Source organism: Pseudomonas sp. E6002, assembly GCF_013385565.1.
Classification (GTDB): domain Bacteria; phylum Pseudomonadota; class Gammaproteobacteria; order Pseudomonadales; family Pseudomonadaceae; genus Aquipseudomonas.
In genome coordinates, this window is the sequence record NZ_JACAPT010000026.1 from 1 (window position 1) to 12,010 (window position 12,010).

The 12,010-nt window shown below is 62.8% G+C and carries 10 protein-coding genes and 2 pseudogenes; 4 read left to right on the forward strand and 8 right to left on the reverse strand.

Features of this window, described 5'->3' with window-relative positions; translation table 11 throughout:
- Positions 1–53 precede the first annotated feature (53 nt).
- Both HX815_RS20910 and HX815_RS20915 read right to left on the reverse strand, forming a co-directional pair.
- Complete coding sequence (locus HX815_RS20910; protein WP_177028814.1) at positions 54–1,544, reverse strand: aldehyde dehydrogenase family protein; 1,491 nt, start codon at positions 1,542–1,544, stop codon at positions 54–56.
- Between the two features lie 13 nt (positions 1,545–1,557).
- The gene (locus HX815_RS20915; RefSeq protein WP_177028815.1) at positions 1,558–1,947 is read right to left on the reverse strand and encodes a cytochrome c family protein; all 390 of its coding nucleotides are present in this window, start codon (positions 1,945–1,947) and stop codon (positions 1,558–1,560) included.
- A gap of 226 nt (positions 1,948–2,173) precedes the next feature.
- Between HX815_RS20915 and HX815_RS20920 the strand changes: the two genes are divergently transcribed.
- The 3 genes and pseudogenes from HX815_RS20920 to HX815_RS31980 all read left to right on the forward strand — a co-directional run.
- Entirely contained in the window at positions 2,174–3,496 is a 1,323-nt protein-coding gene (locus HX815_RS20920; protein WP_003212614.1) for a hypothetical protein, read from the forward strand.
- Positions 3,497–3,768: 272 nt separating this feature from the next.
- A pseudogene (locus tag HX815_RS31975) lies at positions 3,769–4,836 on the forward strand (HAMP domain-containing protein); the annotation flags it as partial.
- A 258-nt stretch (positions 4,837–5,094) separates the two neighbouring features.
- A pseudogene (locus HX815_RS31980) lies at positions 5,095–5,691 on the forward strand (methyl-accepting chemotaxis protein); the annotation flags it as partial.
- Positions 5,692–5,821: 130 nt separating this feature from the next.
- Here HX815_RS31980 and hpaC read toward each other — a convergent pair.
- Positions 5,822–6,334, reverse strand: coding sequence for a 4-hydroxyphenylacetate 3-monooxygenase, reductase component (gene hpaC / locus HX815_RS20930; RefSeq protein WP_003212611.1), 513 nt, complete (start codon positions 6,332–6,334; stop codon positions 5,822–5,824).
- A 219-nt stretch (positions 6,335–6,553) separates the two neighbouring features.
- Between hpaC and HX815_RS20935 the strand changes: the two genes are divergently transcribed.
- Positions 6,554–7,159: a response regulator transcription factor gene (locus HX815_RS20935; protein ID WP_003212609.1), complete on the forward strand. Its 606-nt coding sequence runs from the start codon at positions 6,554–6,556 to the stop codon at positions 7,157–7,159.
- A gap of 147 nt (positions 7,160–7,306) precedes the next feature.
- Here the strand turns inward: HX815_RS20935 and feaR are convergent, their stop codons facing one another.
- The 5 genes from feaR to HX815_RS20960 all read right to left on the reverse strand — a co-directional run bounded on the left by feaR (position 7,307) and on the right by HX815_RS20960 (position 11,990).
- Positions 7,307–8,227, reverse strand: coding sequence for a transcriptional regulator FeaR (feaR, locus tag HX815_RS20940; RefSeq protein ID WP_023658728.1), 921 nt, complete (start codon positions 8,225–8,227; stop codon positions 7,307–7,309).
- Between the two features lie 60 nt (positions 8,228–8,287).
- On the reverse strand, positions 8,288–9,238 hold the full coding sequence (locus HX815_RS20945; protein ID WP_177028817.1) for a PDR/VanB family oxidoreductase: 951 nt from the start codon (positions 9,236–9,238) through the stop codon (positions 8,288–8,290).
- Positions 9,239–9,338: 100 nt separating this feature from the next.
- Positions 9,339–10,079: an SDR family NAD(P)-dependent oxidoreductase gene (locus tag HX815_RS20950; RefSeq protein WP_003208858.1), complete on the reverse strand. Its 741-nt coding sequence runs from the start codon at positions 10,077–10,079 to the stop codon at positions 9,339–9,341.
- Between the two features lie 139 nt (positions 10,080–10,218).
- Positions 10,219–10,710, reverse strand: a complete 492-nt coding sequence (locus HX815_RS20955) for an aromatic-ring-hydroxylating dioxygenase subunit beta (RefSeq protein ID WP_177028818.1) — start codon at positions 10,708–10,710, stop codon at positions 10,219–10,221.
- The gene (locus tag HX815_RS20960; RefSeq protein WP_087694279.1) at positions 10,707–11,990 is read right to left on the reverse strand and encodes a Rieske 2Fe-2S domain-containing protein; all 1,284 of its coding nucleotides are present in this window, start codon (positions 11,988–11,990) and stop codon (positions 10,707–10,709) included. Before HX815_RS20960 ends, HX815_RS20955 begins: the two co-directional genes overlap by 4 nt.
- Between the last annotated feature and the right edge of the window lie 20 nt (positions 11,991–12,010).

Consider the following 12,010-nt stretch of genomic DNA (forward strand, 5'->3'; position numbering starts at 1 on the left):
TGTAAGAGCGAAACCATAAGTCGCCGTGACCTAAATAACGGATATGCCTCCAATCAATGCGCAATACACACCGACTTCAGCTCGGTATAAGCCTCAATTACCGCCCGCCCAAACTCCCGCCCCATCCCCGATTGCTTCACCCCGCCAAACGGCATCGCCGGGTCCAGCAACACATGCGCATTCACCCAAACCGTCCCCGCCTCGATCCGCGGCACCAGGTTCATCGCCTTACCCAGATCATTGGTCCAAAGACTGGCCGCCAACCCATACCGATTGTCATTGGCCAACTCAATCACCGCATCCTCATCATCAAACGCCATCACCCCCAACACCGGCCCAAACACCTCCTCCCGGGCCACCGCCATCCCATGATCGATATCCGCCAAAATCGTCGGCCGCACATAAAACCCCTCACCCGCAACCTCATCCCCACCGATCACCACCCGCGCCCCTTCAGCCCGGGCCTGCTCGATATGGCGCAGTACCCCTTGCTGCTGCTTGCGCGACACCAACGGATTAATCGCCGCCTCACCATCCATCCCCGCCCCCAACGGCATCGCCGACACCGCCGCCGCCAACCCCTCGACAAACCGGTCATACACCGAACGATGCACATAAAAGCGCGAAGCCGCCGCACACACCTGTCCGTTGTTCAGCAACCCACCCAGGATCGCCCCCTGGATCGCCTTATCAATATCCGCATCCGCCAACACGATCATCGGATTCTTGCCCCCCAACTCCAGGGCAAACCGCGTCATGTTCTCCATGCACGCCCCCCCCACGCTCTTGCCCACCGCAGTCGAACCGGTAAACGACACCTTGCTCACCAACGGATGAGCAGTCAGAACGCCCCCCACCGAGGCCCCGCCGCCGGTCACCACGTTGAACACCCCCGCCGGAATCCCCGCCTCCAGCGCCAGCTCCGCCAGGCGCATCGCCGTCAGCGGCGTTTCCATCGCCGGCTTGATGATCACCGTGCACCCGGTCGCCAGCGCCGGCATCAATTTCCAGGCCGCAATCAGCAGCGGGAAATTCCACGGCACGATGCCCACCACCACGCCCACTGGCTCGCGCTTGGTGAACGCAGTGAACCTGGCCCCCGGCGGCAAAGGGATGGACACGTCGAAGGTCTGCCCTTCGATCTTGGTCGCCCAACCCGACATGTAGCGCATGAACTCCACCGTGGCGTTCAGATCCAGCCCCCGCGCCAGGTTGATCGACTTGCCCTGGCTCAGGGTTTCCAGCTGCGCCAGCTCCTCGGCATGGGCCTCAACCAATGCGGTGAAGTTCAGCAAAATCCGCTCACGGTCGGCCGGGCGCAATCCCGACCACACGCGGGACTTGAACGCCGCATGGGAAGACTGCACCGCCTGCTCCACCACGTGCAGCGGCGCGTCGAGGGTTTCGCACAGGGTTTGCCCGGTGGCCGGGTTGATCACCTTGATGTGTTCGCCCTCGGCAAACACCCACTGGCCATCGATAAAGCAGCCATGACGACGGTCCAGGAATGCAGCCACCTGCGGCAGGATTTCAACGTTGCTCATGATTCACCTGTATTCAATGTTGTTCTTTGAGAAAGCAGGCGACCGCTTGGCGATCGTCGGCCGAAGCCAGGCCCATGTAGGGCATGTAGGTGCCAGGCACAAACGCCTGGGGTTGGGTGATGAATTGCGCGATGGTCTCGGCTTGCCACTCGACGTTTTTGTCACGCATCGCCTGGGAGTAGCTGAAGCCCGCCAGGGAGCCGGATTTACGCCCGTAAACGCCCGCCAGGTTCGGCCCCATCATTGTCGCGCCGCCCTTCGCCACCGCATGGCACACGCTGCATTCGTTGGCGAAAACCTGGGCGCCACGGCTCTGGTCAGGGCTGCATTCAGCGGCGAATGCGCTGTGGGCCAGGACCAGCGACAGCAGGCCGGGCAGGGAAAATCTGTGTGCAGTGAACATAGAAAAACGACCTTGGAAATCATCGAAGTTGCCGACGATTGTCAGGGCTCAAGGTCGCTCGGGTTTTGCCCTGCGTGCCAGTCGTATTGGCCGGGCTGCCAAACCGTGGATTCTGGCAAGCACAGTCAAGTCTTTGGCAACCAGACAAAAGGCACGTCACTTCGCCAGCATTAGTATCGCGGCAGACCCCAACCCTGTGGTCATGAACAAGAATGGATGCCACACCATGCTCAAGTCCCCCTTGCTTCGTCTCTCGACCCTCGCGCTGATGATCGGCGCCAACCCGGCCGGCGCTTATGAGCTGTACGCCGATGACAGCAGTCATCTGAACGCCACGCTGGAAGCGGTATTCGGTGCCTTCCACAGCCAGCAGAACTACAGTCAATCCGGCCGCCTGGCCAAGGGCTCCTCGTCCTGGCGCGAGGGCTACGTGAAGTACGGCCTGAGCTTCGACAAAAGCTTCAGCGGCGCCGGCACCACCTACGGTGCGGCCAACCTGCTGAGTTCCGGCACCTGGGGCGACGGCGATGCCGCAGGTTTCAGCGACGGTTCGGAGCGCACCACAAAATTCGAAGACGCCTACCTCGGCTGGCGCTCGGGCAAGTTGTTTGAGGCCCTGGGCGAGAATGGCGTGGACCTGTCCTTCGGCCGCCAGAACATCGTGGTCGGCGACGGTTTCCTGATTGACGGCGACGCGCTGAACTTCGGCAAGGGCGTGGCCGATGGCGACCTCAATCGCGGCGGCGGCTACTACATCGCCGCCCGCAAGGCCTTCGACGAAACCGCCGTGTTGCGCCTGGGCGGCAAGGACGGCTGGCGCAGCGACCTGATGTGGCTCAAGTCCGATAACCGTGCCCAGGCCAAGACCGAGATGTACGTCGCCACCCTCGAACACGTGGCCGCCGAAGGCACCGTGGGGCTGACGTACATCGACACCACCGACGTCGACAAGCAGTACGCCTCCCCCACGCAGCTGGAACGCGATGGCATGAAGACCTACAGCCTGCGGGCCACGGGCAATGCCGGGGTGACCAACCTGTTCCTGTCCGGCGAATACGCCTGGCAGGACAAGCCCCACACCGGCAACGAAGACGCCTGGTACCTGGAAGCTGGCTGGACCTTCTCCGACGTGACCTGGACGCCGTATGTGAGCTACCGCTACAGCCGCTTCTCGGAAGGCTTCGACCCGCTGTTCTACGGTTTCAGCCGTGGCTACGGCACCTGGTTCCAGGGTGAAGTGGCGGGCAACTACGCCGGGCCGTTCAACAACAACTCACGCATCCAGAACGTCACGTTCAAGGTTTCGCCCCTGCAGAACCTCAACGTCGGCGCGGTGTTGTTCGACTTCAAGACCATCGACCGCAACCTCGGCAACAACGACGGCCACGAGCTGGACCTGTATGCCGAATGGCACGTCAACGACCACCTGACGGTGATGCCGCTGATCGGCCTGTACCAGCCGGACAAGAGCGCCGAGCAAGGCGGCACGCAGCTGGGCAACCACGATAAAAACCTCTACAGCCAAGTGGTGTTCGCCACTAACTTCTAAGCCCGGCCGGGGCGGTGGCGCCGCCATCGCCCCGCCTGGCCAAGGCCTTCGCAATGCACACGAAATTCCTCACGATCCAGAGCAAGATCGCCCTGCTCGCCGGCCTCTGCCTGTTATTGGTGGTCGGCCTGCTGATGAGCCTGTCGCTGTACCAGACCCACCAGAGCAGCCAGCACGTGGCCCAGGCCAGCAGCGACATGCTCGCTGCCGCCGCCAAGGAACACATGCAGGCCCTGGGGCAAGTTCAGGCCATGCAGGTGCAACGCACCTTCATGCAAACCCATGAATACGGCCAGGGCTTGTCGCGTTATGTGCTGTACCTGCGGCAACTGCAACAACAGGGCAAACTGACCCGCCCAGAATTGCGCCAGGAGCTGAATACCCAGCTGCGCCAGGCCCTGGTCGACAAGCCCGACCTGCTCGGGATTTACGTCATTTTCGAAGCCAATGCCCTGGACGGTGACGATGCCCACTTCGTCGACCAGGCCGCCGTCGGCAGCAACGAGGCCGGGCGCTTCGCCCAATACTGGGTGCAGGCCACCCCGGGTGAACTGACAGCGGTAGTCGGCGACGAAGCGCTGCTGGCCAATACCTCGCCCGGCCCCAGCGGCGCGCCGTACAACGCCTTCTACACCTGCGCCCGCGACACCGCCAGGGCCTGTGTGCTGGAGCCGTATTTCGACGAGGCTTCCGGCAGCCGCAAGCTGGTGACCAGCATTGCGTTCCCGCTGATGGAGCACAGCAAGGTGATCGCGGTGATTGGCCTGGACATCAACCTGGCGGCCTTGCAACAGGCCAGCCATACCAGCGCCGGGCAACTGTTCGACGGCCACGGGCAAGTCAGCATCGTCAGCCCCGAAGGCGTGATTTCCGCCTATAGCGAGGACGCCAACCGCCTCGGGCAGCCGATCAGCGAAGTCATGCACGATGGCGCCCAGGTACTGGACGCGTTGCGCCAGGGGCAACCGCAAACCTTTGTCGATCAACAGCAAATCAAGCTACTCGAACCGCTGGCACCGATTGCCGGTGCCGCACCGTGGGGCGTTCTGGTGGGCGTGCCGCAGTCGGTGCTGCTGGCGCCGGTCACTGCGCTGCAACAGCAACTCGATGCCCAAGGGGTGAAAAGCACCGCCCTGGAACTGCTGCTGGGTGGCGGCTCGGCCCTGCTCGGCCTGCTGTTGATTTGGTACGCCGCGCTGCGCATCACCCGGCCGCTGCAAACCCTGACCCGGGTGATGGAGGACATTTCCCGTGGCGAAGGCGACCTGACGCGGCGGCTGGAGGTGCAATCCCGGGACGAGATCGGCCAGTTGGCCAGCGCCTTCAACCGTTTTGTCGAACGTATCCACCAGTCAATTCGCGAAGTGTCTTCAGCGGGGCTCGGGGTCAACCAGGTGGTCAAGCGGGTGCTGCTGGCCTCGAATTCCTCGCTGAACAACTTCGATGAACAGGCCACCCGCACCAACAGTGTCGCGGCGGCGATCAACGAACTGGGCGCCGCCGCCCAGGAAATCGCCCGTAATGCCTCCGATGCGTCGCAGCGAGCCTCCGGCGCCCGGCAACAGGCTGAGGACGGGCGCCAGGTGGTGGAGCGCACGATTGCCGTGATGAATGAACTGTCGGGCAAGATCAGCGCCTCGTGCGTGCACATCGATGCGCTGAATCACAAGACGGTGAACATCGGGCAAATCCTGGAGGTGATCAAGGGCATCTCCCAGCAGACCAATCTGCTGGCACTGAACGCCGCCATTGAAGCGGCCCGGGCCGGTGAGGCCGGGCGCGGGTTTGCGGTGGTGGCCGATGAGGTGCGCAGCCTGGCCTATCGCACCCAGGAGTCGGCGCTGGAGATTCAGCAGATGATCGAAGAGTTGCAGGTGGGCGCACGGGAATCCGTCAGCACCATGACCGAGAGCCAGCAGCACAGCGAGGAAAGCGTGAGCATCGCCAACCTGGCGGGTACGCGGCTGGCCAGTGTGACGCAGAGGATTGGCGAGATTGATAACGTCAACCAGTCGGTGGCGGCGGCGACCGAGGAACAGACGTCGGTGGTGGAAGCGCTGAATGTGGACATTACCGAGATCAATATGCTGAACCAGGCCGGGGTGGAAAACCTGCAGTCGACGCTGCAGGCCTGTACCGAGCTTGAGCGTGAAGCGGAACGCTTGAATCAGCTGGTGGGCAGCTTTCGCATCTGACCAACAACTGCCCCGCAGGCCCCATGTGGGAGCGGGCTTGCTCGCGAAGACAGAGTGTCAGCCACTGAATAGGTTTCTGATACACCGCCTTCGCGAGCAAGCCCGCTCCCACATTTGATCTCCTGAACCTTCAGCAATGGGCGCCAGCATGCTCAATCCGGTGAAACAGCCGGTTGAAGTACACCAGGCTGTCGCCCTGCCCCCGCACCCCAACCCGCGACAACTCCACGAACATCACCGAATGCGACCCTACCTCCTTGCACTCACTGATACGCCCTTCCAGTTGCACCAGCGCATCCCGCAGCACCGGTACCCCCGCCTCGCCTCCGTCCCACAGGTCCCAGGCAAACCGCTCCGCCATGGGCACCTGGGTCATCCCGGCAAAGTGCCGCGCCAGCTCTTCCTGCTCCCCGCACAGCACGTTCACGCACAGCTGCCCATTGGTACGGAACACATCATGGGTCGCACTCCCGCGGTTCACGCACACCAACACCGTGGGGGGCGAATCCGTCACCGAGCACACCGCACTCGCCGTGATCCCGCAACGCCCGCCCGGGCCGTTGGTGGTGATGATGTTCACCGCGGCCGGCAGTTGCGCCATGGCGTTGCGAAAGTCGATTTGCTGCTGGCTCAGGTCGGCCATGTCGGTGCCCCTTTACGGTCCGTGGGTGATGCCACAAGACTAAGACGCCCCGTGCGGCGCGACCATTCAGACGATCCCCATGCCGACTAGGTGGTTTCTTTATCGTCAGGGCCGTTCACACTGGGTATTCTGCTGGCAAGGCTCCACAGATGAGCCAATGTCCGCCGCAGCGTGCCCGCGTGCGAAAACAATAATTAGAAATTCTCGTGGCAGTCCCTGATGGAAATTCGCACACCGATTGTTTACATCGTTGATGACGACAAAGACCTGCGTACCTCGCTGGCCTGGCTGCTGGAGTCGGTCAGCGTAAAGGCCCAATGTTTCGCCGGGGCCGAAGAGTTCCTTGCGCACTACGACCCGCGCCAGCCCGCCTGCCTGGTGCTGGACGTGCGCATGCCGCAGACCAGCGGCTTCCAGTTGCAGGAGATCCTCAACCGGCGCGGCAGCACCTTGCCGACCATCTTCGTGTCGGCCCACGGCGACATACCGATGTCGGTCACCGCAATGAAAAACGGCGCGCTGGATTTCGTCGAGAAGCCCTACAACCCGCAACAGATGATCGACCGCATCCAGGCCGCGCTGAAGACCGCTGTACAGGCCCAGGCCGACCAGGAACAGCGCGAGCACCTGCAAGGCAAGCTGGCGCTGCTGACGAGCCGGGAGCGAGAAGTGTTGATGCTGGTGGTGGACGGCAAGGCGAGCAAGGTGATTGCCCGCGAGCTGAACATCAGCGTGAAGACCGTTGACGTGCACCGCACCAAGATCAAGGAAAAGATGGGCGTGACCAGCATCGCCATGCTGGTCCGCGAGGTGCTGTATCCCTAGGGCGCGATGATTGAATGTGGGAGCTGTCGAGCCTTGGCGAGGCTGCGAAGGGATCGCGGCGGTGTACCTGTCAGACCGAGTGGCCTGCATCGCGGGCAAGCCCGGCTCCCACAGGAAAATGCATTCCAGGTTCGGGAGCGGCACGCATCAATGATGGCTATAGCGCTTGCGGTACTCGCCCGGTGACACGCCAAAGCGCGACTTGAACGCCGATGAGAAGTAGCTGGAGTCGGAGAAGCCCCAGGCATAACAGAGTGCCGACAGCTTCTGCTCCGCCGGCGAATGGCGCAGGGTTTCGGCGCAGAAATCCAGGCGTCGGTGCTTGATGTATTGCGCCACCACCAGCCCGCGCTTGGAAAACATCCGGTACAGCCCGCGCACCGATACCCCGACTTCCCGGGCGATCAGCTCGGGGCAGAGTTCTTCGGCGCCGATGTGCGCATCGATGTAGGCGATGGTCTTGCGAAACTGCCGTTCCTGGGTGTCCACGCCGTTGTCCCGGGCGCTGATCCCCGGCAGCAGCAGGCTGACCAATGCATCCAGCACGGCTTCGCTTTCCTGCATGCCCAGGTCGTTTTGCTGGCGGGTGTCGAGCACCATCTGGCTGGCCATCAGCGCCAACGGCGTGCGCGCCGAGATCCGCGTCGCGCAGTTGACCGCCGTGAAGTGCGAACCGCGCTCCACCACCTGGCGCGGCAGGATCAGCGACAATTGCCGGGAGTTGTCGTGGTAGGTCATGTCACTGGGGCGGCAGGCGTCGATCAGGGCGATGTCACCGCAGCCCAGTTGCGCACGGTTGTCGCCCTGTTCCAGCTGTGCGCTGCCCTGCAACTGGAACACCGCGTAGTAGTGCCCTTCATTGCCCGTACTGACTTCCTTGCTGCTGCGATACAGATGCACCTGGGCCATATCGACCACGCTGAGCTTGATCGCGCCGCTGCGAAACTCGCTCAATTCCCCATAAAACCCCGCGCCCAGGGCCCTGGCATCGAAGCGTCCACAGGCCTGGTTAACCTGCTGTAACCAACGCTCGAACGATTCGTTACGTTGCACCGTTGAACTCATCATGACCGCAAGGCCTCACATTTTTTATTTTTTTGGTCCCAGCAATCTTACGGGTAGCGCCGATCAAATATCCAATACCAGACGAGCGGAAACCGCCCGGGAAACACACGCACAAATCTGCCGGTTGGCGGCCTTCTCCTTGGTCGACAGGCAATTGTCACGGTGCTCGGGCACGCCTTCCAGCACCTCGACAATGCAGGTGCCGCAGATGCCTTCGCGGCACTCGGTGTCGATGTCGCAACCGTGGGCCTGCAATACGTCCACCAGGCTGGTATTCGCCGGTACTTGCAGCACCACGCCGGAGCTGACCAGCTCCACCTCGAAACCACCGCTGGGCCCGACATTCACCGCTGGGTCGGCCTGGAAGTGCTCCAGGTGGATCGCTTCCTCGGGACGGCTGCGGGCCGCCACTTCCACCACCTTGTGCATGAACGGCGCGGGGCCGCAGGTGTAGACGTGGGCAGCCGCGCCCGCCTGCTCCAGGCAGGTACTCAAGGCCGCATCCAGCGCGCCCGGCTCGACGCCATAGTGAAACTGCACATGCTCGCCGAATGTATCGGCCAACAGCTGGGTAAACGCCGCGTACTGCGCCGAACGTGCAAAATAGTGCAGGCGCCACGGCTGGCCGCTGTCGGCCAGTCGATAGGCCATGCTCAACAGCGGCGTCACCCCGATACCGGCGGCAAACAGCGCATGGGCCGGCGCCTCCGGGTCGAGGCGGAACAGGTTGCGCGGCGCGCCCATCTCCAGCTCCATGCCCTCCTGCACCTGCTCATGCAGGGCCAGGGAGCCGCCACGGGATTGCGCCTCTTTCTTCACCGCCACCAGGTACGCGCGGCCATCGTGGGGCGGGCTGCACAGCGAATACTGGCGGGTGACGCCGGTTGGCCCGGTGAGGTCCACATGGGCCCCGGGCTCATAACTGTCGAGGGGCTGGCCGTCACTGCGCACGAGGCGAAAGGAACGGATATCCAGCGCTTCATCGACGATGCGTTCGATCTTCACCTTCATCATTGCAGCACCTGAATCCTGTTGTTTCGGTTGAACGCTAACCTGTGGCGAGGGAGCTTGCTCCCGCTGGACTGCGCAGCAGGCCCACTCTCTTCGGCGATGACTAGCGCATGAACAGCCCGCCGTTGATGTCCCAGCACGCGCCCGTGATCGAGGCGGCGTGGTCGGCGATCAACAGCAGCACGGTGTCGGCGATGGTGTGCGGGTCGCCGAGGGTGCCCGTCGGGATAATCTTGAGGATCTGCTCCAGGCGCTCCGGCGCCACGGTTTCGCGCACCACCGGCAAATCAAGCGGGCCTGGCGAAATGCTGTTGACCGTCACGCCCCGGGGCGCCAGTTCACGGGCGAAGACCTTGGTCAGCGTAGCCACGCCGCCCTTGGCCGCGGCGTAATGCGCGCCAGTGGCAGTGCCGCCGTTTTGCCCGGCGAGGGAGGCGATATTGACGATGCGCCCGAACCCTCGTTCGGCGAAATGCGCACCAAACACCTGGCAGGCCACGAACGTGCCCCGCAGGTTGATCGCCATCGATTCGTCGAATTCCTCGGGTGTGATGTCCATCAGCGCCGCAACTTTCGACACTCCGGCGTTGTTCACCAGGATATCGGTGCCGCCCCAGCGCTCGCTGAGCAGGTCCCGGGCGCGAATAAAATCGGCCTTGTTGCGCACATCCAGCTCGATGGCGACGGCGGTTTCGCCGCGGTTGTCGAGTTCAGAGGCCAGGCGCTGCACGCCGTCCAGGTGCACATCCGCCAGGCCCACGCGGTAGCCTGCGGCGTGCAGGCGCCGGGCGATGCATTCGCCGAGGCCACGGGAGGCGCCGGTTACAAGCGCGATTCGGTTCATCAGGATGTCCTCATCTCAACTGTGGGAGCGGGCTTGCTCGCGAATGCGGTGTGTCAGTCAATGCATGTGGCGACTGATCCACCGCATTCGCGAGCAAGCCCGCTCCCACATTGGTTTTGTGTCGTTGTTTGAATCGTGCTTACAACAGAAAGCCGAGTGCACTCAGGCTGTCGGTGGAATTGATCAGCCGCACCACCTTGCGCTCCAGGGTCGCGACCCCGGCGCTGAACCGGATGCGGTAATTCAGGTCGGCCACGAACGGCGTGTGCACCCCGCGCTTGTAGGCATAGAGCAGCTGCGCACAGTTAACCTCCACCTCCTCGCCCGCCGCTTCCACCAGGGTGAATCGCGAGACACTGCGCACGGTTTTCGCCGCATCCACCGCTGACGGTGAATACCCCGCCGTCAGCCGTTCGATGCGCAGGTCACGCATGCGCGCATCGTCATAGGCGTAGTTGAGGTTGGCTTCAAAATCCTCGGTGTCCGGGTCGATCGGCACGACGTAGCGCCCGCTCTCGCTCCACAACGCGGCCCATTGCACGTAGTCCTTGTGGTCCAGCAGTTGGGCTTCACGCCAGATGAATTCGATGGCCTGGGCCAGCGGTGCGGTAAAACCAGTCAGGGTGTTCATTGGCTCATCATCCTTTTCCACATGTCATAGGCCCCGCGCATGCCGCCTTCATCAGTGGCGTGGGATACCTTGTCGCCGTTGTCGGCCAGCACTTCGCGGTTCAGGCCACGGTTGACCAGGATCGGTGCGTCCACGCCGGCATACGAGCCGCGTTGCACCCGGTCCCAGGCTTCGGCGTCGTCGGGGCTACCAAAGCCGAACGGGCCCTGGAAGTGTTCGTGGATGCGCAGGCGCTCGCGGTTGGCAACCTGTGGGCCGCCCTCCATGCCCAGGGCGACGTGGCGGATTTCGGTCTCGGTGACCGACACCGGGCGCAGCACCCGGAAGAACGACATCGACATGGCGACATTGGGAAACAGGTTGAGGTTGAACCCGGCACCGTGCAGCGAGCGCACGATGCGTCGCACCTGGGCCGGCTCCATGGTTTTCGACAGTTCTTCGGTGACGTGGGCGAAACGCTCCTGCAACTGCTCGGTACCGTCGTCGTGGTCCAGGTCGACATGCTCGGGCACCATCACCATCACACTGTGGCCATTGCCCAGGGAATGGGTGACGGCCTGCTCGTCGGTCATGAACGAGAGCATTTCCGAGGTCTCGGCGTCCACCGACGACATGAACGACTTGTGCACGATCGGGAAGTGGTAGCCGTCGGTGGTGTTTTCCAGCTGGATCTTCCAGTTGCCCTTGAAGCTGAACTTGTGTTCGCCCTGGGTCTTGATCGGGTAGCCGGCGCCCTGCTTCATGAACAGGTCCATCCAGTGTTTGGCGCCGCCGAGGAAGTCGGCCAACGGTTCGATATCGTCGTTGTAGCTGGCGAATACCATCCCGGCGTAGCTGTCCACCCGCAGGCTGGTCAGGGGTAATTCGGACTTTTCCAGGATGCCTTCGTAGCCGTCCGGGTAAGGCAGCGCCCGCAGCTTGCCGTCCAAACCATAGGACCAGCTGTGATACGGGCAGGTGAAGCCGCTGGCGTTGCCCTTGTGCTTCTCGCAAACCGTGGCGCCACGGTGGCGGCAGCGGTTTTCCAGCACGTTGATCGCGCCTTTCTTGTCGCGCACCACAATCACCGGGCGCCGGCCGATGGTCGCGGTCTTGAAGTCGCCGCTGTTGCGCACTTCGCTTTCATGGGCGACCCAGACCCAGGTGCGGTAGAAGATCTTTTCCAGTTCGGCCTCGAACAGCGCCGGGTCGTTGTACAGCGAGACGTCGACGCGATCGTGCTTGACCAACTCGTCGAGGCTTTTCGATTTGGCAATCAGCCGGTATTCATGGGTACTCATGGAGCCCTCCTCAAGGCGTT